This window comes from Methylobacterium sp. Leaf111 (assembly GCF_001423285.1).
GTDB lineage: Bacteria > Pseudomonadota > Alphaproteobacteria > Rhizobiales > Beijerinckiaceae > Methylobacterium.
Genome location: NZ_LMNE01000001.1, coordinates 186,640 through 213,255 on the forward strand (window position 1 = coordinate 186,640; position 26,616 = coordinate 213,255).

The 26,616-nt window shown below is 72.4% G+C and carries 23 protein-coding genes and 1 other RNA gene; 10 read left to right on the forward strand and 14 right to left on the reverse strand.

Translation table 11 applies throughout. The features are described 5' to 3' along the window. Positions 1–13: 13 nt before the first annotated feature. The 3 genes from ASF41_RS00725 (at position 14) to ASF41_RS00735 (ending at position 5,293) form a co-directional block, all read left to right on the forward strand. Positions 14–2,239: a hypothetical protein gene (locus tag ASF41_RS00725; RefSeq protein ID WP_056490033.1), complete on the forward strand. Its 2,226-nt coding sequence runs from the start codon at positions 14–16 to the stop codon at positions 2,237–2,239. Between the two features lie 135 nt (positions 2,240–2,374). Further along, entirely contained in the window at positions 2,375–3,991 is a 1,617-nt protein-coding gene (locus ASF41_RS00730) for a heme biosynthesis protein HemY (RefSeq protein ID WP_056490037.1), read from the forward strand. A 177-nt stretch (positions 3,992–4,168) separates the two neighbouring features. Beyond that, entirely contained in the window at positions 4,169–5,293 is a 1,125-nt protein-coding gene (locus ASF41_RS00735; RefSeq protein ID WP_056490041.1) for a DUF2336 domain-containing protein, read from the forward strand. Positions 5,294–5,325: 32 nt separating this feature from the next. On the opposite strand, the gene ASF41_RS00740 is transcribed toward ASF41_RS00735, so the two are convergent. The 3 genes from ASF41_RS00740 to ASF41_RS00750 form a co-directional block, all read right to left on the reverse strand. After that, entirely contained in the window at positions 5,326–5,667 is a 342-nt protein-coding gene (locus ASF41_RS00740; RefSeq protein WP_056350455.1) for a DUF1491 family protein, read from the reverse strand. A gap of 31 nt (positions 5,668–5,698) precedes the next feature. Continuing rightward, on the reverse strand, positions 5,699–6,427 hold the full coding sequence (locus ASF41_RS00745; protein ID WP_056490044.1) for a peptidoglycan-binding protein: 729 nt from the start codon (positions 6,425–6,427) through the stop codon (positions 5,699–5,701). An 89-nt stretch (positions 6,428–6,516) separates the two neighbouring features. Then, positions 6,517–8,457, reverse strand: a complete 1,941-nt coding sequence (locus tag ASF41_RS00750) for a PAS domain-containing sensor histidine kinase (protein WP_056490052.1) — start codon at positions 8,455–8,457, stop codon at positions 6,517–6,519. 321 nt (positions 8,458–8,778) lie between these two features. On the opposite strand from ASF41_RS00750, the gene ASF41_RS00755 reads away from it, so the two are divergent. The 3 genes from ASF41_RS00755 to ASF41_RS26375 are packed head-to-tail and all read left to right on the forward strand — an operon-like array spanning position 8,779 to position 10,298. Then, the gene (locus tag ASF41_RS00755) at positions 8,779–9,093 is read left to right on the forward strand and encodes a hypothetical protein (RefSeq protein ID WP_056217016.1); all 315 of its coding nucleotides are present in this window, start codon (positions 8,779–8,781) and stop codon (positions 9,091–9,093) included. A 39-nt stretch (positions 9,094–9,132) separates the two neighbouring features. Continuing rightward, the gene (gene cydB, locus ASF41_RS00760) at positions 9,133–10,179 is read left to right on the forward strand and encodes a cytochrome d ubiquinol oxidase subunit II (protein WP_056217013.1); all 1,047 of its coding nucleotides are present in this window, start codon (positions 9,133–9,135) and stop codon (positions 10,177–10,179) included. Then, positions 10,176–10,298: a hypothetical protein gene (locus tag ASF41_RS26375; RefSeq protein WP_280138116.1), complete on the forward strand. Its 123-nt coding sequence runs from the start codon at positions 10,176–10,178 to the stop codon at positions 10,296–10,298. Before cydB ends, ASF41_RS26375 begins: the two co-directional genes overlap by 4 nt. A 46-nt stretch (positions 10,299–10,344) precedes the next feature. Here the strand turns inward: ASF41_RS26375 and dgcA are convergent, their stop codons facing one another. Continuing rightward, positions 10,345–11,331: an N-acetyl-D-Glu racemase DgcA gene (gene dgcA, locus ASF41_RS00765; protein WP_056490054.1), complete on the reverse strand. Its 987-nt coding sequence runs from the start codon at positions 11,329–11,331 to the stop codon at positions 10,345–10,347. Further along, on the reverse strand, positions 11,328–12,359 hold the full coding sequence (gene dgcN / locus ASF41_RS00770; protein ID WP_056269808.1) for an N-acetyltransferase DgcN: 1,032 nt from the start codon (positions 12,357–12,359) through the stop codon (positions 11,328–11,330). Before dgcN ends, dgcA begins: the two co-directional genes overlap by 4 nt. A gap of 185 nt (positions 12,360–12,544) precedes the next feature. Between dgcN and maiA the strand changes: the two genes are divergently transcribed. The 3 genes from maiA to ASF41_RS00785 all read left to right on the forward strand — a co-directional run bounded on the left by maiA (position 12,545) and on the right by ASF41_RS00785 (position 14,989). Then, on the forward strand, positions 12,545–13,189 hold the full coding sequence (gene maiA / locus ASF41_RS00775; protein ID WP_056490056.1) for a maleylacetoacetate isomerase: 645 nt from the start codon (positions 12,545–12,547) through the stop codon (positions 13,187–13,189). A gap of 113 nt (positions 13,190–13,302) precedes the next feature. Further along, a complete protein-coding gene (locus tag ASF41_RS00780) occupies positions 13,303–14,634 on the forward strand; it encodes an NAD(P)/FAD-dependent oxidoreductase (RefSeq protein ID WP_056216997.1) in 1,332 nt (443 codons plus the stop codon). Between the two features lie 22 nt (positions 14,635–14,656). Further along, a complete protein-coding gene (locus tag ASF41_RS00785; protein ID WP_056216991.1) occupies positions 14,657–14,989 on the forward strand; it encodes a hypothetical protein in 333 nt (110 codons plus the stop codon). Positions 14,990–15,006: 17 nt separating this feature from the next. On the opposite strand, the gene ASF41_RS00790 is transcribed toward ASF41_RS00785, so the two are convergent. From ASF41_RS00790 to rnpB, 9 genes are all read right to left on the reverse strand, one after another. Beyond that, entirely contained in the window at positions 15,007–16,266 is a 1,260-nt protein-coding gene (locus ASF41_RS00790; RefSeq protein ID WP_056382486.1) for an O-antigen ligase, read from the reverse strand. 109 nt (positions 16,267–16,375) lie between these two features. Continuing rightward, on the reverse strand, positions 16,376–17,737 hold the full coding sequence (gene murD, locus ASF41_RS00795) for a UDP-N-acetylmuramoyl-L-alanine--D-glutamate ligase (RefSeq protein WP_056490059.1): 1,362 nt from the start codon (positions 17,735–17,737) through the stop codon (positions 16,376–16,378). A 5-nt stretch (positions 17,738–17,742) separates the two neighbouring features. Further along, positions 17,743–18,828 carry a phospho-N-acetylmuramoyl-pentapeptide-transferase gene (gene mraY / locus ASF41_RS00800; RefSeq protein ID WP_056216982.1) on the reverse strand — a complete coding sequence of 362 codons (1,086 nt, stop codon included), beginning with the start codon at positions 18,826–18,828 and terminating at the stop codon, positions 17,743–17,745. Positions 18,829–18,913: 85 nt separating this feature from the next. Then, on the reverse strand, positions 18,914–20,389 hold the full coding sequence (locus tag ASF41_RS00805; RefSeq protein ID WP_056490062.1) for a UDP-N-acetylmuramoylalanyl-D-glutamyl-2,6-diaminopimelate--D-alanyl-D-alanine ligase: 1,476 nt from the start codon (positions 20,387–20,389) through the stop codon (positions 18,914–18,916). Further along, positions 20,386–21,864: a UDP-N-acetylmuramoyl-L-alanyl-D-glutamate--2,6-diaminopimelate ligase gene (locus ASF41_RS00810; RefSeq protein WP_056490064.1), complete on the reverse strand. Its 1,479-nt coding sequence runs from the start codon at positions 21,862–21,864 to the stop codon at positions 20,386–20,388. The genes ASF41_RS00805 and ASF41_RS00810 overlap by 4 nt, the downstream gene beginning before the upstream one ends. Further along, entirely contained in the window at positions 21,861–23,654 is a 1,794-nt protein-coding gene (locus ASF41_RS00815; protein ID WP_056269988.1) for a penicillin-binding protein 2, read from the reverse strand. The genes ASF41_RS00810 and ASF41_RS00815 overlap by 4 nt, the downstream gene beginning before the upstream one ends. A gap of 119 nt (positions 23,655–23,773) precedes the next feature. Further along, on the reverse strand, positions 23,774–24,202 hold the full coding sequence (locus tag ASF41_RS00820; RefSeq protein ID WP_056216973.1) for a hypothetical protein: 429 nt from the start codon (positions 24,200–24,202) through the stop codon (positions 23,774–23,776). Then, positions 24,199–25,257, reverse strand: coding sequence for a 16S rRNA (cytosine(1402)-N(4))-methyltransferase RsmH (rsmH, locus tag ASF41_RS00825; RefSeq protein WP_056490067.1), 1,059 nt, complete (start codon positions 25,255–25,257; stop codon positions 24,199–24,201). Before rsmH ends, ASF41_RS00820 begins: the two co-directional genes overlap by 4 nt. Positions 25,258–25,768: 511 nt before the next feature. Next, an RNA gene (rnpB, locus tag ASF41_RS04500) (RNase P RNA component class A) lies at positions 25,769–26,179 on the reverse strand. 237 nt (positions 26,180–26,416) lie between these two features. Between rnpB and ASF41_RS25525 the strand changes: the two genes are divergently transcribed. Continuing rightward, complete coding sequence (locus ASF41_RS25525) at positions 26,417–26,590, forward strand: hypothetical protein (RefSeq protein ID WP_200941237.1); 174 nt, start codon at positions 26,417–26,419, stop codon at positions 26,588–26,590. The last annotated feature ends 26 nt before the right edge of the window (positions 26,591–26,616 follow it).

The following is a 26,616-nucleotide window of genomic DNA, read 5'->3' on the forward strand; positions in this document are numbered from 1 at the left end:
GGAGCCTTGAACCGTGAAACCACCCAACAGCGACCCCAACCGCCCGGGTTCTCCCACCGGCAACCGGCCGGCCGAGCCTGGCAAGCCCGCCACGCCGGGCGGCTCCCTTCCGCCGAAGGTCGAGGCCTCGGCCAAGCCGGGTCAGCCCGGCGGCACGCCGGGTACGTTCGGCAAGAGTGAGCCGGGGAAAGGTGAGCCGGCAAAGGCAGAGCCGGTCACGGAAGGCACGAAGACGGACGCCGTGAAGACGGAAGCCGCCAAGGCCGCGATCCTCACGCCCGACGCTGGCAAAGCCGACACCGTCAAATCCGATGCTCCCAGAGCCGACGCCGTGAAGCCGGATGCCTCCAAGCCGGACCTGACCCGCCCCGATCCGCTCGCTGTCGGCGCCGCGAAGACCGAGACGATCAAGGCCGATGCGCCGAAGCCGGAGGCTCTCAAGCCCGATGCGTCGAAGGCTGACGCTTCCAGAACCGATGCTTTGAAGGCCGAGTCACCGAAGGCCGACTCCGGGAAATCCGAGCCGCCCCGCTCCGGCGGATTCGCGGGACCGCAGCCCGGCGCGCGTCCGGGCCAGTCCGTGACCGATGGCCCGATCATCGACCTGAAGGCCAAGCGCATGCCGGACCCCGTGCCACCAGCGAAGGCTGCCGGTGCTGCCGGTGCTGCCGGTGCTGCCGGTGCTGCCGGTGCTGCCGGTGCTGCCGCGGGAATGGCGAGCAAGCCGGCCGACGGCAAGACCTCTGATAGCAAGACGTCCGATTCCAAAACCGCTTCGGAGCTCCCGAAGGCGGGTGGTCCGACGACGCCGCGCATCACCCCAGCCGCCGCGGCTGCCCCGGCCGCTTCGTCCGGGGCCGGCTTCGGCTCCCTCGTCACCGCCGGCCTCCTCGGCGGCGTGGTGGGGGCCGGCCTCCTGTTCGGCGTCGCGCGCAGCGGCCTGATGGCCCCGGGCGAGGATGCCCGCATCACCGCCCTCGACCAGCGGATCGCCGCCCTCGCCCCGAAGGATGCGGTGGCCGGCCTGGACAAGCGGATCGCCGCGAACGAGGCCGCCCTCAAGGCCGTTCCGGAGGCGGTGTCGACGGCGCGCCAGGCCCTCGAGAAGGCGAACGCGGCCCAGGGCGGCGCGCCGGCTCAGGCCGAGGGAGCGCCCGCTGCGGCGGCTCCGGCCGCCGTGCCGGCCGATCTCGTCGCCCGCCTCGACGCCCTGGACCAGCGCGTCTCGGCGCTCCAGGAAGAACCGGGCCGCGACCAGGGCGGCGACGCCCGGATGGCGGTGACCCAATCCGCGGGACCGCAGCTCGCCGCGCTGGAACAGCGCCTGAAGGCCATCGAGGGCAAGGTCGAGTCCGCGCCGAAGCCCGCCGCGCAGCCCGATCTCGCCCCGAAGCTCGCCGCCCTCCAGGGCGACGTCGAAGCCAAGACCAAGGCCAATGCCGAGGCTGCCCAGGCGCTGAGCCAGAAGGTGGCCGCCCTGCAGCAGTCGCTGGAGGCTCGCGTCCAGGCCGCCACCGAGGCGGTCCAGGCCGCGACCCAGGCGAGCGAGAAGGTCGTCGACGCGAACAAGACCCAGGCGGCCGAGGCGGCCAAGGCGGTGGAGCGCCAGCTCCAGGCCCAGGCCGACAAGATCGCCGGCCTCGACAAGGCCGTCTCCGAGCGGGCCGAGACCGCGACCCTGCAGGCCGCCCTGCGCGTCGTGTCGGCCGACCGGATCGTCACCGCCCTCAACACCGGCGCCCCCTACGCGGATGCCCTCTCGGCCCTGCGCGGGCTGGAGCCGGGCGACCCGGCCCGCCTCACGGCGGTGGCGGCCTTCGCCGACAAGGGGGCCCCGACCGCCCGCTCGCTCGCGGCCGAGTTCCGCCCCGTCGCCGAGCGAATCGCGGCGAAGCGCCGGGCGGCCCAGACCAAGGCCGTGGCCGAGACCGGCGACATCGGGACCAAGCTGATGAGCATGGCCGAGTCGATCGTCCAGGTCCGGCGCGTCGAGACCCCGGCCGCCGGCGGCACCCCCGGCGCGGCGGCCCCCGACACCGCCCCGAAGGTGCAGGACTCCCTCGACCGCGGCGCGATCAAGGAGGCCGCCGAGGCCTTCGCGGCGCTGCCCGAGGCGGATCGGGCCGAGGCCGGCGATTTCGGGACCAAGCTGGCCTCGCGCGTCGCCGCCGGCGACGCGGCCCAGGGCCTGCTCACCGACGCCTTCAAGGGCCTGCCCGCAACCGGCGCCTCCCGTTGAGCGCGCGGCCGCGCGCCCTGTCCTCCGGCGGGATGCGCGGCCACCCGGATTTCGCGCGGGAGCGCCCAACGCTCCCGCCCCCGACTCTCGGTGTCGCCGGACCGGCCGACGCCACTCCCAGGAGTTTCTGATCCCATGTGGCGCGCCCTCGCCTTCCTGGCCCTTCTCGCGGTTGCCGCCTATGGCGCGACCTGGGTCGCCGACCATCCCGGCACCGTCACCATCGTGTGGAACGGCTACGAGGTGGCCACCAGCCTCGCCATCGGGCTGATCGGCGTCCTGATCGCCGCCATCCTGATCGGCTTCATCTGGGCCATCGTGCGGGGCTTCATCACCTTGCCGGAGACGCTGGTGCGCGGCTCGCGCGACCGGCGCCGGGCCAAAGGCTTCACGGCCCTGTCCCGCGGCATGGTCGCCGTCGGGTCGGGCGATCCGCTCGCCGCCCGCCGCCACGCCAACGACGCCGAGCGCCTGCTCGGCGCCGAGCCGCTGACGCTGCTGCTCAAGGCCCAGGCCGCCCAGATCTCCGGCGACCGCGAGGCCGCCGAGCAGGCCTTCCAGCGCATGGTCAACGACCCCGAGACCCGCGTGCTCGGCCTGCGCGGCCTGTTCGTCGAGGCCCGCCGCCGCGAGGACGACGCCTCCGCCCGAGCCTACGCCGCCGAAGCCGCCCGCCTGGCCCCCAGCGTCACCTGGGCCAACGAGGCCGTCCTGGAGGCGCAATGCGCCGACGGCGACTGGAGCGGGGCCAACGAGACCGTGGAGCGCCGTGCCTCCCTGGGCCTCATCGACAAGTCGACCGCCCGGCGCCAGCGCGCCGTCCTGCTCACCGCCGCCGCGCAGGAGCGCGAGGGAGGCGAACCGGAGGCCGCCAGCGAGCGCGTGCTCAAGGCGGTCAAGCTCGCCCCCGACCTCGTCCCGGCCGCGGTCCTCGCCGCGCGCCTGATGGTGCGCCGGGGCGACCTGCGGAAGGGCGCCAAGATCATCGAGGCCGCTTGGCGCGCCGGGCCGCACCCGGACCTCGCCAAGACCTACCTGAACCTGCGCACCGGCGATTCCGTGCGCGACCGCATGGCCCGCGCCGAGACCCTGGCCAAGATCTCGTCCTGGCACCCGGAGGCCCGCCTCGCCATGGCGCAGGCGGCGTACGAGGCCCGCGAGTTCGGCCAGGCCCGCGAAGCCCTGGCGCCCCTCCTCGCCGACCGGCCCACGGTCCGCGCCTGCCTGACCATGGCCCGCATCGAGGAGGCCGAGCACGGCGCCGGTTCGGGCCGGACCCGCGAATGGCTCTCCCGCGCCGCGCACGCCCCGCGCGATCCGCTCTGGATCGCCGACGGCATCGCGTCCGAGACCTGGGCGCCCGTCTCGCCGGTGAGCGGCCGCCTGGACGCCTTCGTCTGGAAGACGCCGACCGAGCTGATCGCCGGCCCCGAGGCGCCGCACGACGAGGACGCAACGGCCCCCGAGGGCGTCCTCGCGGCCCCGATGCCGGCCGCTCCGCCGGAGGCCTCGCCGAAGGCGGATGGTGCGGCCGAACCCAAGCCCGCGACGGTGCTGTTCCCGTCCGCCGCCAAGGAGACGGCGCCGGTGGCCGCCGGGATGGCGGCCGCGGCCGCGCACCCCGCGTCGGGTTCCACCTCGGTCGGCCCGTCCCCGGCCGCGGCCTCGGGTCCGCTCTCTGCCAAGTCGCCGACCCCGGTGGTGTTTCCCCCGCCGAAGGCCGGCGACACCCAGCCCCGCCGCGCCGGCTGACGGCGACCCCAGTCGCTGAGCCCGGTCGCCGAGCCCGGTCGCCGAGCCCGGTCGCGCCGCCGGGCTCGGGGCCAGCATGGCGCATGCAGGGACGGTCCCAAGCGACCGTCCTTAAAGGTCGGTTCACGCAATTCCGCTAATCCTCTCGATCAGCGAGTTCTGCGTAACCGAAGTGCCATGTCCCCATCTTTCGACGATGCGCCGGACCTCTCCGGCCTGATCGAGTTGTCGCGTCTCGACAGCCTCGATCTGAAACCCGTCATCCTTCGGGTGCAGACGGATCACTTTCTCTCGGCCACGGTCCGGGACCGGAAGACCGTCGCGGCCTTCGCCTCCCTGGCCGGAGGACTGATCCCGATCGTCGACGCCGAGACCGCCGAGATCGTCGCCCGCAAGCTCGCGCCCTTTCCCGACACGCCGCCCGCCCTCCTCGCCGCCCTGGTGGAGCGTGGCGGCGGCGCCCGGGACGCCGTCCTCGCCCAGGCTCCCATCCTCACGCAGGCGATGATCCAGGCCGCCCTCGCCGAGGACGCCGATCTCGGCCCCGCCATCGCGAGCCGGTACGATCTCAGCCGCGCCACCATCCTGGACCTGATCGGCCGCGAGAATCCCGGCATCGACCGGGCGCTGGCCGCCAATCCGGCCGCCACCCTTCAGGGCGAGTTGCTGGCCCGCCTCGTCGCCCGCGCGCGCAAGCAGCCGGACCTCGGCCGGACGCTCCTCGCCCGCCACGACCTCGCCCATGCCGACGTGGCGCCGCTGTTCCTGCTGGCGGACGAGACCCGCCGCGAGGCGATCGGCCACGCGATGATGGCGACGGCGGCCCTGCGGCCGAATCCGCCGGCACCGCGCGAGGCCGGCGCCGTGCTCACCGGCTTCTCCGCCCGGGGCGACGTGGCCGGGTTCGTGGCCGCCCTCACCGAGATGCTGGGCCTGCCCAAGGGCTTCCTCGCCACCACCCCCGATCCCTCGCTGCGCTACGAGCTGCTGACGGTCGCCCTGCGCGCCGCCGGCCTGCACGAGGAGGAGGCGGTCTACATCTACCTCACCCTGAACGAGACCGTGGCGCAGTCGGTCGACCGCGTGTTCAGCCTGGTCAAGCTGTTCCGGACCCTCCCGCGGGTCGCCGCGCGCGACCTCCTGGCCGCGATCCTGGCCTGGACCCCGCCGGAGCGGGCCTCGCAGGCGGGGCACCAGCCCTACCATGCCCCGGACGCCCAGCGCCCCCGGGCGCAGGCCACGGCCAGCGAGCGCCCGCCCCTGCGCACGCCCCTGCCGAGCCGGCAGCGCCAGGCGACCTGATCCGGCCCCGCGAAGCCCGCGCGGGACGCCGCCTATTCGGCGAGATCGAGGCGGTGGCGTCCAGCGCGATCGTCGATCTCGACGATCCAGAGATCGTCGTCGAAGCGCAGCTCCTTGCCGAGGCGCACCTCCACGTCGGCGGGCGGGGCCTCGCTGAGCAGGGCCACGAAGCGGCGGTCGCCGTGGGACTCGGTGTCCACGAGGGATTGCGGGGCCGGGCCGTAGAGATCGGCCCGGCCGTCGAGGCGATCCACCTTCACGAAGATCGCCCCCGCCTCGGGGGAACCGCGGCGGCGCTGCACCGCGGCGATGCCCTCGATGTCGAGGCGGCGAAGATGGGCGGAAACCCAGAAATCCGAGCGCAGGCGTGCCATGTGCCGGTCTATAGCACGCCGCCCCGCCGGATCAGCCCCGGGCGGCGCCCGACCGGGTGGCGAGCTCGCGGAAGGTCCGCGGCGAGGGCTCGCCCTTCACCGGAAGCTTGCGGTCCCGCTCGAATTTCTCGATCGCCGCCCGGGTGCTGGCGCCCATCAGGCCGTCGGCCTTCAGCGGCCCGTAGCCGAGCTTGACCAGGGCGCGCTGGGCCTGGGCGATGGAGAGGCCGCCGAGGGTCGCCACCGAGGCGGTGGTCTCCGCCCCCGCCGGCTCGCCGGCCCGGATGATCTCGCCGATGCCGTCCCGCGGCGCGCGCGCCGCCTCGGCCCGGGACGGCTCCACCTTCGAGGACTCGGGCTTGCTGGACACCTCGGGTTTACCGGACGGGTCGGATTTGCCCGCCTCCGCCTTCGCGACCACGGGGGCCGCGGGCTTCGGGACCTCGGCCGCCCGGGCGAGGGCCGGCTTGGCCGGGAGCTTGGGGAAGATCGGCGCGGGATGGCGGCCCATCTGGTAGCCGAGCGCGTTCAGGCAGATCATCGACACGGCGCCGAGGACGACGGCGACCCCGAGGGCCTCGCCGGGATGGCGCAGGACCGCGCGGCCCGCGCCTCCCGCCAGCGCCCCGAACCCCGCCAAGCCGCCGAGCCCGGCGAAGCGGCCGGGGGCCGGCCGTCGCCGGGCAGCGGGCCGGGCCTCGCGGCCACGGGACGGAACGACGATCTCTCGCTGGTCGCGGCGTGCTTGCGGCTCGCGCATTCGATCTCCTCAGGGCTGATCGCAACGGTGTCCGGGCCCCGCGCGAAGCGGGGCCCGGACGATCCGGTGCCGGCAGGATCGCGGCGCACTCATCCGGCGCGCCGCAGCGGAACGTAGCTCTCGCGCACCGTCTCGGGGCTCGATTCGAACAGGCCCATGGGCCGGCGCATCGGCACGGGACCGTCGTTCACGGCACCGACGAGGCTGCCGCCCGAAACCGAAGGGCGCAGGCGGGTGCGGATCGGGGCCGCCGGGACGACGCCGGTGCCGACCCGGCAGGCGCGCGGCAGGGTGACGATGATCGTGGTGCCCTCGCTCCGGGTGCTCTCGATGGTGATGGCCCCCCCGTGCAGGCCGACGAGGCCCTGCACCACCGAGAGGCCGAGGCCGGTACCCTCGTGGGTGCGCTCGTAGCCGCCGGCGCACTGGTAGAACGGGCTGCCGACGCGGGGCAGGTCGGCCTCGCTGATGCCGATGCCGGTATCGGCGACGATGAGGTCGAGGTGCTTGGCCGAACCGCGCAGGCCGACCTCCACCCGCCCGCCCCGCGGGGTGAACTTCACCGCGTTCGACAGGAGGTTGATGACCATCTGGCGGCAGGCGCGCAGGTCGGCGGTGATCTCCACCGGCGCGACGCTTGCGTCGCGCACCAGGGCGATGCCGGCCTGGTCGAACTTGAGCTGCATCAGGTTGCAGCAGGTCTGGATCAGGGCCGAGAGGTCGAAGGGCTCCGGGGCGTAGTCGAAATGGCCGCTCTGGATCCGCGACATGTCGAGGAGCGTGTTGACGACTTCCAGCAGGTGCTGGCCGGAATTCCGGATGATGCCGGCATATTCCCGGGTGCGCTCCGGATCGGTCGCCATCCCGCCCTCCCCCGAGAGCACCTCGGAGAAGCCGATGATGGCGTTGAGCGGCGTGCGCAGCTCGTGGCTGACATTGGCCAGGAAGCGGCTCTTGACCTCGTCCGCCCGCTCGGCTTCGGCGCGGGCCTGCTCCAGCTCCTCGGCATGGCGGCGGTGCTCGGTGACGTCGCGGGTCACCGCGACGACGCTGGATCGCGGGCGGCCGGGCGAGGCCGTCTCCGCCGTCTGGGCGTCGATCCGGTGAATGCGCATCTCGGCGAAGATCACCTGCGGCGCGGTCTCGGTGCGGGCCGCGGCGCTGTCGAGGTGCAGGCGGAACTGGACCCGGGCCGGGCGGCCATGGGCGGCGACGTCGCTCAGCGCCTGCAGCAGCAGGGGGCGGTCGCCCACATGGACGCGCTCCAGCAGGCCGTGGCCGTGCAGGGAGGCCGGCTCGGCCCCGAGGAAGCGGGTGGCCGAGGCGCTGGCCTCGAGGACGCGGCCGTTGGGGTCGTGCCAGGTCACGAGGTCGTCGATGGCCGAGAGCAGCATGCGGTCGCGGCGCTCGTTGTCGCGCAGGCGGGCGAGCCAGCGGCCCTCGTGGCGGAAATGTTCGAGGGCCTGGGCCGCGATGTGCCCGATCGCCGTGATGGCGAAGACCGGCATCGCCAGGGCGCGCGACCACTCGGGCAGCGGGGTGCCCTCGGCGAGGGGCGGCAGCAGGGCCACCGCGAGGGCTCCCAGGGCCGCGATGATGGCGGCGGCCAGGGTGGCGCGCCGCGAGCCCGAGATTACGGCCTCGAGGGGGATCGCCACCAGCCAGATTGCGGCGGCGGAATTGGCGCCCCCCGTCATCATGGCGAGGCAGACCACCACGCCGGTCAGGCCCGCCGAGGAGATGGCGTGGGCGAGCCAGAGGATGCCGGTGCGGGACAGGAGGACGGCGGCGAAGACCGGCAGCATCAGGCTGGCGATGGCCAGGGCCTCGACGCCGGTGGGCACGCCGCGCAGCACGAGGTAGGGCGGCAGGCCCAGCATCATCATCAGGCCGGTGGCAAGGCGGGAGACCAGGAAGCGCTCGTGCCGGAAGCGCACGCCGCCATCCTCTTTCACCGACTCATGGACGAGCCCCGCGAGGCGGACATCGATGAGGGAAGCCAGGGCACCGTAGATACGCAATACCGACACGCACAGCGCGGACAGGGCCCGACGGCCATCCCCGACGCCCCTTGGCTCGACGAAAACTCGACTGAGGGCAACTTCGCAGAGCCGACTTAAGCGAGTCTTGCGCTAGACAGTCCGATTGTCTCCGCATGCTTTCCGGGACGTAACCATGACCGGTCCCTCCAAAAGACCTTTTTGGGCCACGACACGAAAAAGCCTCGAAGGACATCGGGATAAGCTTGTGTTCACCATTCCGGCGCTTTGCGGGCGGCGCGTCAGGGGGTCTTTACCGGTCGCGTCCGACGGTGTTCGCGCCCCGGCCGGGGCGCGTCCGGGACGAGACCCATGTCCTTCCTCATCCGTGCCGGTCTCGTGATCGGCGTCCTGTCCTGGCTGGCGCTTCAGCGCCAGGGCGAGCGCGCGCCCGCGCCACCGGCGGTGGCCGATGCGGCGGCGGCGGCCTGGGACGCGCTGCCCGCGCCCCTGCGCGACGCCGCCCTGCGCGAGGGCGCCGCGGAGATCGGGCGGCGGGCCTTCACCGCCTCGCCCGTCTCCCGCGACACCCTCTCGGACAGCGACAGAAAAGTCCCGTGGCGGGGCGCGCAAACCCACGCGGATCGCGCTACGCTGGCCCAACGCGGGGAACGCGGGCCCCCGTAAGGGGGTAGATGGTTCGCGACGCGGCGAGGGATCCAGCGGATGTTCGGCTACGGGATGGAATACGAGGGCGCCGCCTTCTGGCTGCCCGTTGTCTGGGCGGGCCTGCTGGCGCTCGCGGTGGCGATGTACGTCGTCATCGACGGCTTCGACCTCGGGGTCGGCATCCTGTTCACGGCGGCGCGGAAGGGCAATTGGCGCGACCGGATGATGCTCTCGGTCGCCCCGATCTGGGACGGCAACGAGACCTGGCTGGTGCTCGGCGGCGGGGGCCTGTTCGCGGTGTTCAGCGTCGCCTACGCCATCCTCCTGCCGGCGCTCTACATTCCGATCATCCTGATGCTGATCGCCCTGATCTTCCGCGGCGTCGCCTTCGAATTCCGCTTCAAGGCGGACCGCTCGCAGTTCATCTGGGACAACGCCTTCCACTACGGTTCACTGCTGGCGACCTTCGCGCAGGGCATGGTGCTCGGTGCCTTCGTCCAGGGCTTCAAGGTCGAGGGCCGCGGCTTCGCCGGCGGCACCCTGGACTGGCTCACCCCCTTCAGCGTGCTCACCGGCATCGGCCTCGTCTGCGGCTACGGCCTCCTCGGCGCGACCTGGTGCGTGATGAAGACCTCGGGCGAGCTCGAGATCTGGGCCCGGCGCAAGAGCCTGCAGTTCCTGGCCGCCACCATCGTGTCGATGGCGGTGGTGAGCGCCTGGGTGCCGTTCCTCGGCCTCGACATCCAGTGGCGCTGGATCTCCTGGCCGAACATCCTCTACGTGGCGCCCGTTCCGGTGGTGACGGCCCTGGTGGCCTGGGGCATCTTCCAGGGCATCCGCGACGGCCGCCACGTGGCGCCGTTCCTCCTCACCATCGCGCTGTTCCTGCTCGGCTTCCTCGGCCTCGCCATCAGCCTGTTCCCCTACATCGTGCCGCCGCACTACACGATCTGGCAGGCGGCCAACGCGGTCAGCGCCCTGCAATTCGCCCTCGTCGGCTACGCCGTGGTGATGCCGCTGACCCTGGCCTATACCGGCTACGCCTACTGGGTCTTCCGCGGGAAGGTGGCGGAGGACATCGCATCCGGGGGCTACGGGCATTGAGCGGACGATCCTCCGGGGCCAAGGGCCGCCGGCTGCTCTGGTTCGCCGCCTTCTACGCCGCCAGCCTCGTGACCTTCACGGCGCTGGTCTATCTCCTGCGCGCCGTCGTGAAGGGGTGATCGGCCCGCCGAGTGCGCGGGCCGTTCGCGGGGAGACGCGCCGCCTTCACCCCCACAGGTCTGGTTCGGGCGGATGGATCAGGCTGCCCTCGAAGCGCAGGCCCGGCTCCCGGTCCCGGGCCAGGAGCAGCGGGCCGTCGAGGTCGACGTAGTCCGCGTGGTGGGCGAGCAGCATGGCGGGCGCCATGGCCAGGGAGGTGCCGACCATGCAGCCGATCATCAGCGAGAAGCCCCGCGCCCGCGCCTCGTGGGCCAGCATCACCGCCTCGGTGAGGCCGCCGGCCTTGTCGAGCTTGATGTTGATGGCATCGTAGCGTCGGCTGAGGGCGTCGAGGCCGGCCCGGTCGTGCAGGCTCTCGTCGGCGCAGATCGGGATCGGCCGGGCGATCTCGGCGAGGAGTGCGTCCTCGCCGGCGGGCAGCGGCTGCTCGATCAGGCCGACGCCCGCCGCGACGCAGGCCGCGAGGTTGGCCTCGATCGTCTCGGGGCGCCAAGCCTCGTTGGCATCGACGATGAGGCGCGCATCCGGTGCGCCGCGCCGCACGGCGGCGATGCGCTCCGGGTCGCCGACGCCGCCGAGCTTCACCTTGAGCAGGGGCCGGTGCGCGGCCTGGCGGGCCGCCGCCTCCATGCTCTCCGGGTCCCCGAGGCTCAGGGTGTAGGCGGTGGTGGCGACCTGCGGTGCCGACAGGCCGGCGATCGCGAAGGCGGGGCGCCCGAGCTGCTTGGCCTCCAGGTCGAACAGGGCGCAATCGAGGGCGTTGCGGGCGGCCCCCGGCTTCATGCCGACCTGCAGGTCCGCCCGGGTCGCCCCCATGGCGATCGCCTCGGCGTGATCCCGGATCAGCGCGACGACGCTCTCCACGGTCTCGCCGTAGCGGGCATAGGGCACGCACTCGCCGCGGCCGGCCCGGCCCTCCCCGTCGGAGACGGTGGCGACCACCACCACCGCCTCGGTGCGGCTGCCCCGCGCGATGGTGAAGGCCCCGGCGATCGGGAACGACTCGACCGCGACGTCGAGGTGCCGGGTCACGCGCTCGCCCCCGTGGCGGCGGGGGGAAACTCGGACACGATCCGGTCGACGATGGCCTCGACGCCGAAGCGGACCGGGTCGGTGGCCGGCAGGTCGTGGTCCCGGGCGAGGTCGGCGAGCAGCGTGCGGGCCGCCCCCTCCGCCAGGTCCTGCGTGTTGACGGCGATGCCCACCGGACGGATGTCCGGGTTCGTCAGGCGGCCGAGCTGGACGGTGAGATCGATGACCTGCCGGATCGTCGGAAGCGAGTGCTCGACGCCGCGCATCGTCGTGCGGGTCGGCTCGTGGCAGACCACGAAGGCATCGGCCTGCGCCCCGTGCAGCAGCCCGAGGCTCACGCCGGCGAAGGAGGGGTGGAACAGCGAGCCCTGCCCTTCGAGCAGGTCCCAGTGGTCCGGCGCTGCGGCGGGGGCGATCCACTCGACGGCGCCGGAGATGAAGTCGGCCACCACCGCATCGATGGCGACGCCGCGCCCCGAGATGAAGACGCCGGTCTGGCCGGTGGCGCGGAAATCCGCGTCGAGGCCGCGCTCGCGCATGCCGCGCTCCAGGGCGAGCACGGTGTACTTCTTGCCCACCGAGCAGTCGGTGCCGACGCTGAGCAGGCGTCGGCCGGGCCGCTTAGTGCCCTTGCCGGTGGCGAAGGTCTCGGAGGTGTGGCGCACGTCGTGCAGCTGCCGCCCGTGGCGCTCGGCGGCCTCGGCGATGGCCGGCACCGCCCCAAGACGGGCATGCAGCCCGCTGGCGATGTCGAGCCCGGCCTCCAGGGCCGCCACCACCTCGGCGACCCAGTGCTCGGGGAGAACGCCGCCCGCATTGGCGACGCCGATCACCATCGTGCGGCAGCCCTTCGCCACGGCCTCGACCAGGGTGAGGTCCGGAATCCCGAGGTCGGCGGCGCAGCCGGGCAGGCGCAGCTGGCCGACGCACCATTCGGGACGCCAGTCCTTGATGCCGTAGGCGGTCTTGGCGGCCAGGCGGTCGGGCACGTCGCCGAGGAACATCAGGTAGGGCGTTTCGATCTGCATCGCGTCACTCATCGGCCGAGGATGGACACCTCGCCTTCTCCTATGCGCGAGGATCACGGCGCTGCCAAATCGTGCCCGCGATGGCCATTCGCCGGCAGAACGGGCTTGCGGGCGGACGCGATGTCGGGTGTGGTCCGGGGCGATAAGAGACGGATAAGATTCCGCCAAGAGGAAACGTTGCGCGCATGAAGATGTACGGCAATTGGCGCTCGGCCGCGGCGTTCCGGGTCCGGGTCGCCCTCAACCTCAAGGGCATCGCCTACGAGGAGGTCTTCCTGGACCTCGATGCCGGCGAGCAGTTCAAGCCGGACTTCCTGGCGATCAATCCGCAGGGGGCGGTGCCGGCGCTCTTCGACGGCGACGGGCCGCCGCTGATCCAGTCGCTCGCCATCCTCGACTATCTCGAGGACATCCATCCGGCCACCCCGCTGCTGCCGGGCGAGCCCCGCGCGCGGGCCCGCGCCCGTTCCCTGGCCCAGGTGGTCGCCTGCGACACCCATCCGCTCTACGTGCCGCGGGTGCGCAACTTCCTGATGGAACGCTACGACCTGCCGCGCGAGCGCATGCTCGACTTCGTGCGCCACTGGATGGCGACCGGCTTGAAGACCCTGGAGACGCGCCTCACCCAGGAGCCTGGGACCGGGCGCTACGCGCAGGGCGACGCGGTGAGCCACGCCGATCTCTGCCTCGTCAGCCTTTGGGTCGGCACCGGCATCTTCGGCGTCGACACGGGCCCCTTCCCGACGGTCCGCCGGATCGCCGAGGATTGCCTCGCCCAGGACGCCTTCTCCCGGGCCCATCCCCTGCGCCAGCCGGGCGCGCCGGCGTGACGGGAATGGCGGTCCACCGGCAATCCTTCTAAGCTGAACCCCTGGATGACGATGCGTCGCTCGCCGTGGTGGCACGCATCCGTACAATCGCGGCACACGAGGACCTGAGCGACATGGTACCGGGCGAAACCGAGGACAATCTGCATCGCATCGTGGTCGTCGGCGGCGGCGCGGCGGGCCTGCAGCTCGCCACGAAGCTGGGCGACAAGCTCGGTCGCACGCACAAGGCGCACGTCACCCTGGTCGACCGGGCGCGGACCCACATCTGGAAGCCGCTGCTGCACGAGGTCGCCGCCGGCAGCCTCGATGTCGGCCACCACGCGGTCGATTACCTGCACCATGCCCACCGGCATCATTTCCGCTACCGGATCGGCGAGATGACCGGCCTCGACCGGTCCAAGCGGGTGATCCACCTCGCGGCCAGCCACGACACCGAGGGCCGCGAGGTCACGCCGATCCGCGAGATCCCCTACGACACGCTGGTGATGGCGGTGGGCTCGACCACCAACGATTTCGGCACGCCCGGCGTGCAGGAGAACGCCATCGCCCTCGACACCCAGAGCCAGGCGGTGCGCTTCCACCAGCGCCTGGTGAACGGGATGCTGCGGGCCCACACCCAGCCGGGGCCGGTGCGGCCGGGCCAGCTCCACGTCACCGTGATCGGGGCCGGCGCCACCGGCACCGAGCTCGCCGCCGAACTCCACCGCACCACCCGCCACGTGGCGGCCACCGGCCTCGACCGCATCGACCCGGCCAAGGACCTGAAGATCACCCTGGTGGAGGCCGCGAGCCGCATCCTGCCGGCGGTGCCGGAGCGGATGTCCCGCGACGTCATGGAGCTCCTCGCCAAGATCGGCGTCGAAGTCCGCACCGGCGCCCGCGTCACCGAGGTCCGGCCCGACGGGGTCCAGCTCGCCGATGGCGGCTTCATCCCCTCCGAACTGGTGGTCTGGGCCGCCGGCGTGAAGGCGCCGCCGTTCCTGCACGAGATCGGCGGCCTCGAGACCACGCGCAACAACCAGCTCGTGGTGACCCCGACCCTGCAGACCACCCGCGACCCGGACATCTTCGCGATGGGCGACTGCGCCTATCTCGTGGAGAAGGGCTCGGATACCCCGATCCCGCCCCGGGCGCAGGCGGCCCACCAGCAGGCCTCGCACCTCATCAAGATCATCCCCGACAAGATGGCCGGCAAGCCGCTGAAAGCCTTCAAGTACCGCGACTTCGGCTCGCTGGTCTCGCTGGGCGAATACTCGACGGTCGGCAGCCTGATGGGGTTCATCAAGGGCAAGAACATGTTCATCGCCGGGCTGTTCGCGCGGATGATGTACCGCTCGCTGTACAAGATGCACGAGCAGGCCCTGCACGGCACCGTGAAGACGACCCTGGACGCGGTCGCCCGGGCGCTGACCCGGCGCACCGAGTCGCGCGTGAAGCTGCACTGAGCATAACTGGAACCCGATCGGCATGTTTCTCGACATCGTGAAAGCGGTCCAGCAGCGCAATCCGGCGCTCGGCTCCTACGTCCTCGTGCTGCGCGGCGACGCGCGGGCGCGCGACCCGGCCGATCCGAGCCGGCTTTCCCCGGAGGCCGAAGCCTGGCTCGCCGAGCACGCGCCGGGCGCCCGGTTCTCCGAGGAGAAGGTGCTGCTGGCGCCCTATCCCGGCGCGATGCCGGCCGACCGGGCGGTCACCGTCCTGGCCTTCGCGGATGCCCGCCACCTCGCGGCCTTCGCCACGGCCTGGACGGCCGATCCGGAACCGGAGGAGCCCGAGGCATCGGAGCCCGCGGGGGGCTGAGCCCGCGCCCAGCCGCGTCAGCCCCGCGCCCCGCCCGCGCGCCAGCGCAGGCGGGCGGCTTCCAGGCCCCAGATCATGCCCAGCATCATGTAGACGTGGCGCCACTTCTCGATGTCGATCTGGAGAGCCTGCAGGAAGAACATCAGCAGGGCCGGCCAGACGATCTGGGCGTGGCGGCGATAGGGCGTGTCGTGGCGCATCAGCCGGAAGCCGACGACGCTCGTCGTCAGCACGAGGCCGACGAAGGCGACACCGGCGAGCCAGCCGCCATTGGCGAAGCTGCCGATATAGGTGTTGTGCGGCTCCAGGGCGAAGATCAGGCGCCAGCGCAGGGGACCCATGCCGAGCGGCTCGTCCACCAGCATGTTGAGGCCGCGCAGCTGGTTGCCGAAGCGCCCGGTCTCGCCGGTGTCGTAGTCCTGCGTGACCGCGGCGCGCTGGGAGAACATCTCCGCGGTGTCGCCGATCGAGAGCAGGCCGACGATGGCGACCGTGGTGGCGACGAGGGCCAGCACCGTCAGGGTGACGATGCGGCGGCGCAGGCGCGCCGAGGGGGTGGTGGTGTAGACGCTGCCGACCATCACGGCGACGGCGATGAGCGAGCCCGCCCAAGAACCGCGCGAGAACGACAGGAAGATGCCCGCCACGATCACCATGAGGATCGCCGACGAGAGGACCGGGCGCCTGCTGGTACCGAGGAGGAGGCCGTGCATCAGGTAGAGGGCGCCCAGGGTGAGGAACGAACCGAAGACGTTCGGATCCTGGAAGGTGCCCGAGGCGCGGCCGTACTTGTAGAACAGGTCCTCGGTCGGGATGTATCCGAAGTAGCCGACGATGCCGAAGGCGCTGGACAACAGGCAGCTCGCCACGAAGGTCTTGAGCGCCAGCTCCATCCGCGCCTGCGTGTCGTCGGAGAACAGCATCGCGAAGAACACGCCCGTGATGGCGAGGTAGGCGAGCTGGATCGTCCAGGTGACCGACAGGGGCTGGTCGACATAGGGCATCAGCGCCACCGTGATCGCGCCGACATAGAGGATCAGCAGCCCGAGCAGGGGCACCATGCCCCGGTGCAGGCGCAGGCCGAGGCAGAGCCAGAGCACGATGGTGGGGATCGCCACCACGTCGTAGGGCGAGGTGTCCGAGAAGGCGAAGCAGGCGAAGAAGATGAAGGCGACGAGGAGCAGCGTCGCCAGGCGTCGGAGCACCTTCAGGACGGGGATGTGGGCCCAGGCTCCCGCCTGCCAGCGCGACGCGCCGGGTGCCATCGTGGACGCCATGCACTCAACCCATCCCCGCGCCGCCGACAGGGCGGGACCGCGCTACACCCGCAGGATGGGACGCGAGAATGATTGAGAATTTGGATCGCGATTCCGCGCCCGGCCGGCCTCAGGGCAGCGCGCGCACCAGATTCCGGAACTGATCCCCACGATCCTCGAAACTCCGGAACTGGTCGTAGGAGGCGCAGGCCGGCGAGAGCAGCACCACGGGCTCGGCCGCCTCCGACGCGGCGGCGGCCTCGGCCGCCCGGGCGGTGGCGACCGCGAGGGTGCCGCAGGCCGTGTAGGGCACCCGGCCCTCCAGGGTGGCGGCGAAGGCGTCGCTCGCCGCACCGATCAGGTAGGCGTGGGCGACGCGATCGAAGAGGGGCGCCAGGGGGGCGATGCCGCCCTCCTTGGCCTTGCCGCCGAGGATCCAGTGAACGTCGCGGAAGGCGGTGAGCGCCTTCTCGGTGGAATCGGCGTTGGTGGCCTTCGAGTCGTTGACGAAGAGCACGCGTCCGCGCCGGCCGACGGCTTCCATCCGGTGCGGCAGGCCGGGGAAGCTGCGCAGGCCGGCGACGAGTTCGGCGTCATCGATCCCGAGGGCGCGGACGCAGGCCGCGGCCACCGCCGCGTTCTGCCAGTTGTGCGCCCCGCGCAGCGACCCGATCCCGCCGAGATCGGCGAGGGGCGTGCCGTCGGCGTCGAACACCGTCCCGTCGCGGGCGGACAGGCCGTCGAAGCCCGCCTCGGGCGTTCCCACGTGGATGCGCACGAGGGGACCGACGCGGTCGTCGGCGATGGCGCGGCTGAGGTCGTCGTCGACGCCGACGATGGCGCATTCCGCGTCCGCCACCAGCCGCGCCTTGATGGCGGCGTAGGCGTCCAGCGTGCCGTGGCGGTCGAGGTGGTCCGGCGTGATGTTGAGGAGGATGCCGAGGCTCGGGTCGAGGCTCGGCGTCAGGTCGATCTGGAACGACGACAGTTCGATCACGTGGATGCGGTCCGGCGCCGGCGGCGCCAGCGAGAGGATCGCGGTGCCGATGTTGCCGCCCATCTGCACGTCGCGCCCGGCGGAGGCGAGGATGTGGGCGATCAGCGCCGTGGTGGTCGACTTGCCGTTGGTGCCCGTGATGGCGACGAAGGGCGCGCCCGGTGCGCGCGCCCGGCGCTCCTGGCAGAACAGCTCGATGTCGCCGATCACCGGGATGCCGGCCGCGCCGGCCTTCTCCACCGTCCAGTGCGGCGCCGGGTGGGTCAGGGGCACGCCGGGGGCGAGGATGAGGGCCGAGAAGCCGCTCCAGTCCGCCTCGTTCAGGTCGAAGACGGTGATGCCCTGGTCGCGGGCGCGGCCCGTGCTCTCCGGGGAATCGTCCCAGGCCAGCACGTCGGCGCCCCCGGCGATCAGCGCCCGGACGGTGGCGAGGCCGGAGCCGCCGAGGCCGAACAGGGCGACCTTCTGGCCGGCGAAGGTGGTGACGGGCGTCATGCGGATCAGCGCAGCTTCAGGGTGGCGAGGCCGGCCAAGGCCAAGATCACGGCGATGATCCAGAAGCGGATCACGACCTGCGGCTCCTTCCAGCCCTTCTGCTCGAAATGGTGGTGGATCGGCGCCATGCGGAAGACCCGCTTGCCCGTCAGCTTGAACGACGCGACCTGGATGATGACCGACATCATCTCCAGCACGAACAGGCCGCCCACGATGGCCAGGACGATCTCGTGCTTGGTCGCCACCGCGATGGTGCCGAGGAGACCGCCCAGCGCCAGGGACCCGGTATCGCCCATGAAGACCTGGGCGGGGGGCGCGTTGAACCAGAGGAAGCCCAGCCCCGCCCCGATCACCGCGCCGCAGACCACTGCGAGCTCGCCGGTGTCGCGGACGTAGTTCACCTGGAGGTAGCCCGCCGTGAAGACGTTACCGACGAGGTAGGCGATGACGCCGAAGGTGCCGCAGGCGATCATCACCGGCACGATGGCGAGGCCGTCGAGGCCGTCGGTCATGTTCACCGAATTGCCGGCCCCGACGATCACGAAGGCGGCGAACAGCACGTAGAACCAGCCGAGGTTCAGGAGCGCGTCCTTGAAGATCGGGAAGGCGAGCTGGTTCTGCAGGGTCGGAGGCGAGTAGACCGCGATCAGCACGCAGGCCGCGATGGCGATGCAGGCTTCCAGCAGCAGGCGGAACTTGCCCGAGAAGCCCTTGTGCGACTGCTTCGTCACCTTGAGGTAGTCGTCATAGAAGCCGATCGCGCCGAAGCCCAGCGTCACCGCCAGGGTGACCCAGACGTAGTGGTTGCGCGGGTTGGCCCAGAGCAGGATCGCCACCACGCAGCCGGCCAGGATCATCAGGCCGCCCATGGTCGGGGTGCCCCGCTTCGTCAGCAGGTGCGACTGGGGGCCGTCCTCACGGATCGGCTGGCCCTTGCCCTGGCGCAGGCGCAGCGAGGAGATGATCAGCGGCCCGAACCAGAACACGAACAGGCCCGCCGTGAACAGCGCGCCGCCGGTGCGGAAGGTGATGTAGCGGAAGACGTTGAGGGCGGAGACGGTGCCGCTCAAGTCCGACAGGAGATACAGCATCCAGCACCCGGCCGTGGTTCGATTCGGAATCGGCCGGAGACCGGGGGCGCGCCGCGCCCCCTCCCCGGCCGTGATGACGGTCGCCTCAGCGCGCGACGGCGTGCGGCGGTTCGGCTTGGGCGTTCGCGTAACGGGCTTTGAGCGCTTCCACAATCCGGCCCATGCGGATGCTGTTCGAGCCCTTCACCATCACGGCGTCTCCGGGACGGAGCGCGGAGAGCACGGGCTCGAGGAGGTCGGCCGAGGTCGCCGCGCAGGCGCCGCGCCGGCTCACCGGCAGGGCCTCGAACAGGTTTCGCATCAGCGGGCCGGCCGTGAAGACGAGGTCGACCTTCGCCGTCTCCACCGGTCCGGCGAGGTCGCGGTGATGGGCCTCGCCCTCGGGCCCGAGTTCGAGCATGTCGCCCAGCACCGCGATGCGGCGACCGCGCGGGCCGGTCTCGATGCCGGCGAGCGTCGCCAGGGCGGCGCGGATGGAGGCCGGGTTGGCGTTGTAGCTCTCGTCGACCAGGAAGGCCTCGCCCGCCCCGATCGCCAGGGCGGTGCGCTCGCCGCGGCCGACGGGCGGGCGCAGGGCCGCCAGCGACAGGGCCGCGCGGGCGAGGTCCGCCCCGAGCGCATGCACCACCGCCATCACGCCGAGGGAATTCATGGCCGTGTGCCGGCCCGGCGTGCCGAGCTGGTAGGTCACCGGGATGCCCATCACCACCGCATCCACCACCGAGAGGTCGGGGCGCAGGACGATGCGCTGCGCGCGGACATCCGCCTCCGGGTGCTCGCCGAAGCTGACGACCCGGCCCGCCCGCGAGGCCTGGGCATGGGCGAGGAGGCGGGCATAGTGGGGGTTGTCGCGGTTGAGGATCGCGGTGCCGCCGGCCTTCAGGCCCGAGAAGATCTCGCCCTTGGCGTCGGCGATGGCCGACACGGAGGCGAAGTGCTCGATATGGACGGGCTCGACCGTCGTGATCAGGGCGATGTCGGGCTGCACCATCGCGGTGAGCGGCACGATCTCGCCCCCGTGGTTCATGCCGATCTCGAACACGCCGAACTGCGTCTGGGCCGGCATCCGCGCCAGGGTCAGGGGGACGCCCCAGTGGTTGTTGTAGGAGGCGATGGAGGCGTGGGTCGCCCCCTGCGCGGACAGGACGTGGCGCAGGGCCTCCTTGGTCCCGGTCTTGCCGACCGACCCCGTCACCGCGACGATGCCCGCGTCAGTTCGGGCGCGGGCCGCGGCGCCGAGCGCCCGCATGGCGTCGAGGACCGGGTCCTCGCCCGCCCCCGCCACCGCCAGGACCGGCCCGGCTTCGGCGAAGGCCTGCGCCCGGTCGGCGGCGACCACGGCCGCGCCGGCACCCCGCGCCAGGGCGGCCGCGACGAAGTCGTGCCCGTCCCGGGCCTCGCCCCGGATGGCGAAGAACAGGTCGCCCGGCTCCAGCGTGCGGGTGTCGATCGAGGCGCCGGTGATCGGCCTGCGCGCGCCCAGGAGGGTGCCGCCGGTGGCGGCCTCCAGGGCTTCGCCGCTCCAGAGCGGGGCCGTGCCGGGCGGGGTCGTTTGGGTCATGCTGAGCGTTCCGCGATCGCAGCCCGGAGGACGTCGTGGTCCGAGAAGGGCAGAACCTGTGACCCCACGATCTGGCCGGTTTCATGGCCCTTGCCGGCCACCACGAGGACGTCGCCGGGCTCCAGGGCCCGCACGGCGGTACGGATCGCCTCGGCCCGGTCGCCGATCTCGACGGCGCCCGGGGCGGCGGCCAGGATCGCGGCGCGGATCGCCGCCGGGTCCTCGCTGCGCGGATTGTCGTCGGTGACGATGACGACGTCCGCCTTGTCCGCCGCGATGGCGCCCATAATCGGGCGCTTGCCGGTGTCGCGGTCGCCGCCGCAGCCGAAGACGAGGCGCAGGCGCCCCGTCGCGAAGGGGCGCAGGGCGGTCAGCACGCCCTCGAGGGCCTCCGGCTTGTGGGCGTAGTCCACGAGGCACAGGCCGCCCTGGACCTCGCCGATCCGCTCCATCCGGCCCGGCACGCCGGTGAGGTGGTCGAGGGCGGCGATCACGCCCGCGGGGTCGGCCCGGCCGGCGGGGGTCGCCAGGACGAGGCCGGCGGCGAGCAGCGCGTTCTCCACCTGGAAGCCGCCGACCAGCGGCAGGCGCACGGCGTAGTCCTGCAGCCGGCCGGAGGGACCGGGCGCCTGCAGGGCGAGGTGCTGGTGGAAGCCCTCGGTGCGCGCGGAGACCAGCCGCACCGTGTCGCCCTTCGACCCCGTGGTGTGGACGTCGAGGCCGCGGGCGGCGGCGGCCGCCACCACGACGTCGGCATAGGCGCCGTCGAGGTTGATCACCGCCGGGATGCCGGGCTGCGCCAGGGTCGTGAACAGCCGCAGCTTGGCCGCCAGGTAATCGTCCATGGTGGCGTGGTAGTCGAGGTGGTCGCGCCCGAGATTGGTGTAGCCCACCGCGGCGAGCTCGACCCCGTCGAGGCGGCGCTGCTCGATCCCGTGGGAGGAGGCCTCCATGGCGAGGTAGGCGATACCGTCTTCGGCCAGCCGCGCCAGGGTGGCGTGCAGGGTCACGGGGTCGGGGGTGGTCAGGGAGCCGTAGGTGGCGCCCCGGTTGGTGACGATGCCCACCGTGCCGAGGCTCGCGGCCTCGGCGCCGAGGCGGGCCAGGATCTGGCGCACGAAATCCGTGACCGAGCTCTTCCCGCTCGTCCCCGTCACCGCCACCACCTGGGCCGGCTGCCGGCCCGAGAAGGCCCGGGCCGCGCGGGCGAGGCTGCGGCGCACGTCCGCCACGGCGACGTAGGGCACGCGCCCGTCGAGCCCCTTCGGCCGCGCGCCCTCGCTCACCACCGCCACGGCGCCGGCGGTCGCGGCGTCCGCGGCGAAGCGGCGGCCATCCGCGACGGTGCCGGGCACGGCGACGAAGACGAAGCCCGGCGCGACCTTGCGGGAGTCCGCCGTGAGCCCCGCGACCGGCAAGCCGGCGAGGCCGGCCTCCGCCTCGGGAAAGAGCCCGCCGAGGGTCGGCCCGCTCATCGCCCGTCCACCTGCGTGGCGTGGTAGGCGCCGAGTTTCACCATGAGGGGGAAGGGCTTCGCCGGCGGATCGAATTGCGGCGGCAGGCCCAGGATGGGCGCGACCCGCTCGATCGTCCGGCCGGTGACGACGCCGGAATTCCAGGCCGCCGTGGCGTAGCCGCCGGATTCCGGCAGGCCCTGCGGCTCGTCCATGATGGTGACGAAGAGGTATTTCGGGTTGTTCATGGGGGCGGCGGCCATGAAGGTCGTGAACAGGCGGTTCTTCACGTAGCGGCCGTGGATCACCTTCTCGGCGGTGCCGGTCTTGCCGCCCACGAAGTAGTACGGGATCGCGGCCTTCTTGGCCGAGCCCTCGACGGCGTTGAGGCGCATGATGAAGCGCATGGCCTCGCTGGTCTCGGGCTTGAGCACCCGGGTGGCCTTGGCCATCGCCGCCTCGGGCGTGGTCTTGAGGAAGGTCGGGGTCATCAGAAAGCCGCCATTGGCGATGGCCGCCACCGCCGCGGTCGCCTGGATCGGCGCCACCGCGAGGCCGTGGCCGAACGCGATGGTGATGGTGTTGATCTCGGTCCAGCGCGGCGGCACCAGGGGTTCGGCGCTCTCGGGCAGCTCCGTCCGCATGCGGTCGGTCAGGCCCATCTTCTTCAGGAAGGCCTTGTGGCCGGGCACGCCGATGCCGAGGGCCATCTTGGCCGAGCCGATGTTGGACGAGTGCGTGAACACCTCCGGCATGGTGATGACCCGGTTGGTGCCGTGATATTCGTGGATCTTCTGGCGGCCCCAGTTCAGCACGCCGCCGCGGGTGTCGAAGGTCGAGTTGACGTTGTACTTGCCGGAATCGAGCGCCATCGCCAGGGTCATCGCCTTGAAGGTCGAGCCCATCTCGTAGACGCCGACGTTCATGCGGTTGATGCGGTCGGGGTTGAGCGCATCGGCCGGGTCGTTCGGGTCGAAGTCCGGCAGGGAGGCGAGCGCGATGACCTCGCCGGTCTGGACGTCGAGGATCATGCCGGCGGCGGCCTTGGCCTTGAAGTGCTCCAGGCCCCAGGCGAGCTCGTCCCGCACGGCGAACTGCGCGCGCAAATCGATGGAGAGCTGGATCGGCGCGAGGTCGGTCTGCTTGGCCACGAGGCCGAAATCGTTGAGGGCCTTGTTGCCCTGGTTGTCGATGTACTTCTCGATGCCCGCGATGCCGATGTTGTCGAGGTTGGTCACGCCGAGGATGTGGGCCGCGGCTACGCCGTTCGGGTAGACGCGCTTGTGGTCGGGCAGGAAGCCGATGCCCGGGATGCCGAGGCGGTGGACCTCGGCCTGCTGCTTCGGCGTGATCTCGCGCTTGACCCAGACGAAGCCCTTCTTGGTGGAGAGCTTGGCGCGCAGTTCGGTGGCGTTGATCTGCGGCAGCACGGCGGTGAGGAGTTCGACCGCCTCGTCCTTGTCGTAGATGTTGCGCGGCTCGGCGAAGATCGAGACCGTGCGGATGTCGGTGGCGAGGATCTCGCCGTTGCGGTCGACGATGTCGGGCCGGATCGCCGTGGTGGCGGCGGCCGCGATCCGGCGGTCGCCGTTGTCGGCCTCCGGGAAGGCCGCCCCGAGGATCAGGCGGCCGGCGATGGTGCCGAACACCAGCGTGAAGGCGAGGCCCACGAGGCCGACGCGGGTGTAGGAGCGCTCGATGGCGAGGTGGAACATCGCCCGCGCGTTACGGATGACCCAGGCGCGCCGCGACACGGGCGGTGGCGCGAGGCCTTCGGCGGCCGGCTCCAGCCGCGTCCGCTCGACGGGCATCGCGTCCGGCGCCGCGACGGCAGTGGGCTCGGCCGGCGCGGGGGTCGACGCGGCGGCGGAATCGGCGTCTCGGGCGGGAATCGGGTCTCGGCCGGGCGGCGGGACTTCGGACACGGGCACTACCTCGAAGTCGTGGTCGGGGTTCTGGTCGTGGTGGTGCGCGGCGTGATGCTGCCGGTGGTGCGCGGCTCGTCGCCGCCGCGGCCCGCCACCGGCTTCTCCTTCGGCGTCGCGGTGGCGGCCAGCAGCCGGCCGATCTCGTCGCCGCGGTCGGGCCGCGCCGGCAGGTCGGCGAGGCGGCCGAGATGGGCGGTGCCGATGGGCTCGAGGGCGAGGTAGCGGTCCACCGCCGCCTGGAGCCGGTCGGGCCGGGTCAGGAGCTGCCACTCGGCGCGCAGCACCGCGATGGCCTGGCGCTCCTTCTTGAGCTGGGTCTGGGCCTTCGAGACCTGCCCGGCCTGGTAGAGCGTGTCGTACTTGATCGAGTAGGCGTAGATCGCCGAGCCGATCAGGCCGAGCACCGCGATCAGGTTGAGCAAACGGATCACCGGCGTGCTCCTCCGCTCCGACCGGTCCGCGCGGGCAGCGCGGCCAGGGTCTCGATGGCGGCCAGGGGGGCGGGCACGGGGGCGTCCGTGCGTTCCACCGCGCGCAGCTTGGCCGAGCGGGCACGGGGATTGGCGGCGGTCTCGGCCTCGGTCGGCAGCACCGGCCCCTTGGTCACGGACGCGAAGCTGCGGGGGGCCGGCGCTTCCAGGCTCGGCAGGTGGCGGGAGGCCTGGGCCGCCCGGCCGCTGCGGGCCGAGAAGAACTGCTTCACGATCCGGTCCTCCAGCGAATGGAAGGTCACCACCGCGAGGCGGCCGCCGGGCCGCAGGATGCGCTCGGCGGCGTGGAGCGCCTGCACGAGCTCGCCGAGCTCGTCGTTGACCGCGATGCGCAGGCCCTGGAAGGTCCGGGTCGCCGGGTGGATGCCGCTGGCGGGATCCGCCCAGACCACGCTGGCGACGATGTCGGCCAGGGCCGCGGTGGTCTCGATGCGGCCCCTGCGGCGCGCCTCGATGATCGCCCGGGCGACGGCGCGGGAGCGGCGCTCCTCGCCGTAGTGGAAGATGATGTCGGCGAGGTCGGCTTCCTCGGACTCGTTGACGAGGTCGGCGGCACTCGGCCCGGCACGCTCCATGCGCATGTCGAGGGGGCCGTCGTTGCGGAAGGAGAAGCCGCGCTCGGGCTGGTCAATCTGCATCGACGAGACGCCGATATCGAGGACGACCGCGTCGGCGGCGGCATGGCCGGCGCCCTGAACGCAGGCGTCGAGCCCGCCGAAGCGGCCCGGCACCAGGGTCAGGCGCCCGCCGGCCTCGGCCACCAGGGGTGCCCCGCCCGCGATGGCGCCGGGGTCGCGATCGATCGCCAGAACGTGAACGGACGGATCGGCCGAGAGCATCGCGCGGGTGTAGCCGCCGGCCCCGAAGGTGCCGTCGACGGCCAGCGCCCGGCCCGGCAGATCGAGGGAATCGAGGACCTCCGCCAGGAGGACGGGGACGTGCGGCGCCCCGTTGGGCACCCGGTTCACCCGCGCCTCGCGGGGAGCGCGCGTCATCGGGGCGCCCCGGCGCGCGGCGGTCGCGCGCGCCCGGGGACGGACGCCGCATGGGCGGAGGGACGAAGCGAGGACTCGACCGGACTGATGCGGCGCATGCGTCCCTTCCACGGGGCTGGAGCGCGCAGGCGCGGCTCGGAGAGACGGGGCGTCTCCGGGTCGACGCGTGACGCGACCGCGCATGCGGACACCGGCCTGCCTGGGACAGGGTGCGTCCGTCGATCCGAAAATCGCCGTTGACGGGATGAATCGGGGTACCATGGGCCTCTGAGCGCCGTCAACGAACCTGGCCGAGGGGGAGCGGCTCGGGACGATCAGACCTCAGCAAGGTTAACCGAGCGTAAGTTTTCCCGCGCAAAGCGGTCTGCCGGTGCGCGCCGTCGCAACCACCGGGGATGGGGCACCGACGGCCGTTTCTCATCGCGCGCGGGCAGTCCGGCGCCTCAAACGGTCCGCCGGCCGGGCCGGGCAGGACGTCCCGGGCGGACGCCGCCCGCGATGAACCTTCAGGCGGATCAGTCGGCCTATAAGCCGGGTTCTGTAGGGCCCGGGACCCTCGCGGTCCCCGGACGTGGCGGCCATTCCTCTGGGACGATCGTTGCCGATCGCCTCGAGCAACCAACCCGGGCGACGGGCCTGGAGAGAGGGCCTGACGGACCGTAAGGCCCGCCGTGTCGCCCCTATTCGGTCTTGCTCCCGGTGGGGTTTGCCGTGCCGTCCGCGTTGCCGCGTCCGCGGTGCGCTCTTACCGCACCCTTTCACCCTTACCGCGGATCGGCTCGCGCCGGTCCGTGGCGGTCTGCTCTCTGTGGCACTGTCCCTGGGGTCGCCCCCGCCGGACGTTATCCGGCACCGTCTCTCCATGGAGCCCGGACTTTCCTCCCCGGACCTTGCGGGCCGGAGCGGCCGCCCGGCCGACTGATCCGGCGCGGGTGTGCGCCGGGCACGGCCCGGGGGTCAAGGCCCCGGACGTCGCCGGGCGGGGAACGGGCGCTGCCGCACGGAGCGGCATGCCCGGATTTTGGCCTCGCCGCTTGCGGAGCCCGCGCCTCGCGCCAGGTGTCCAGGGCTGGCGCGCCGGCGGGTCCGGCGCCGCCACGGACCATCCGGGGTCCCGGGTCCGACGGGATCCCGGACCGCAACGGATCAGGAGGACGCGATGGCGACGAACGACACGGCCTGGACGCTCGAATCCGTCCAGCAACTCACCGAGATGGACCGCGAGGGCATCCCGGTCTCCGTCATGAGCCTGAAGCTGCGCCGGCCGATCGAGATCGTGGCGGCCAAGCTGAGCCAGCTCGGCATCACGCCCGTGCCCGAGACCGGCGCCTGAGAGCGGGGACCGACACTGGGGATCTG

Bases quoted from the DNA above. Each gene is read 5' to 3' on its own strand.
- ASF41_RS00815 (WP_056269988.1), bottom strand. From the start codon at position 23,654: ATGCCCGTCGAGCGGACGCGGCTGGAGCCGGCCGCCGAAGGCCTCGCG.
- ASF41_RS00755 (WP_056217016.1), top strand. From the start codon at position 8,779: ATGTCCTTCCTCATCCGTGCCGGTCTCGTGATCGGCGTCCTGTCCTGG.
- ASF41_RS00810 (WP_056490064.1), bottom strand. From the start codon at position 21,864: ATGAGCGGGCCGACCCTCGGCGGGCTCTTTCCCGAGGCGGAGGCCGGC.
- ASF41_RS00740 (WP_056350455.1), bottom strand. From the start codon at position 5,667: ATGGCACGCCTGCGCTCGGATTTCTGGGTTTCCGCCCATCTTCGCCGC.
- ASF41_RS00785 (WP_056216991.1), top strand. From the start codon at position 14,657: ATGTTTCTCGACATCGTGAAAGCGGTCCAGCAGCGCAATCCGGCGCTC.
- ASF41_RS25525 (WP_200941237.1), top strand. From the start codon at position 26,417: ATGGCGACGAACGACACGGCCTGGACGCTCGAATCCGTCCAGCAACTC.
- ASF41_RS00805 (WP_056490062.1), bottom strand. From the start codon at position 20,389: ATGACCCAAACGACCCCGCCCGGCACGGCCCCGCTCTGGAGCGGCGAA.
- ASF41_RS00730 (WP_056490037.1), top strand. From the start codon at position 2,375: ATGTGGCGCGCCCTCGCCTTCCTGGCCCTTCTCGCGGTTGCCGCCTAT.
- mraY (WP_056216982.1), bottom strand. From the start codon at position 18,828: ATGCTGTATCTCCTGTCGGACTTGAGCGGCACCGTCTCCGCCCTCAAC.
- ASF41_RS00745 (WP_056490044.1), bottom strand. From the start codon at position 6,427: ATGCGCGAGCCGCAAGCACGCCGCGACCAGCGAGAGATCGTCGTTCCG.
- cydB (WP_056217013.1), top strand. From the start codon at position 9,133: ATGTTCGGCTACGGGATGGAATACGAGGGCGCCGCCTTCTGGCTGCCC.
- rsmH (WP_056490067.1), bottom strand. From the start codon at position 25,257: ATGACGCGCGCTCCCCGCGAGGCGCGGGTGAACCGGGTGCCCAACGGG.
- ASF41_RS00735 (WP_056490041.1), top strand. From the start codon at position 4,169: ATGTCCCCATCTTTCGACGATGCGCCGGACCTCTCCGGCCTGATCGAG.
- maiA (WP_056490056.1), top strand. From the start codon at position 12,545: ATGAAGATGTACGGCAATTGGCGCTCGGCCGCGGCGTTCCGGGTCCGG.
- ASF41_RS00790 (WP_056382486.1), bottom strand. From the start codon at position 16,266: ATGGCGTCCACGATGGCACCCGGCGCGTCGCGCTGGCAGGCGGGAGCC.
- ASF41_RS00780 (WP_056216997.1), top strand. From the start codon at position 13,303: ATGGTACCGGGCGAAACCGAGGACAATCTGCATCGCATCGTGGTCGTC.
- murD (WP_056490059.1), bottom strand. From the start codon at position 17,737: ATGACGCCCGTCACCACCTTCGCCGGCCAGAAGGTCGCCCTGTTCGGC.
- dgcN (WP_056269808.1), bottom strand. From the start codon at position 12,359: ATGCAGATCGAAACGCCCTACCTGATGTTCCTCGGCGACGTGCCCGAC.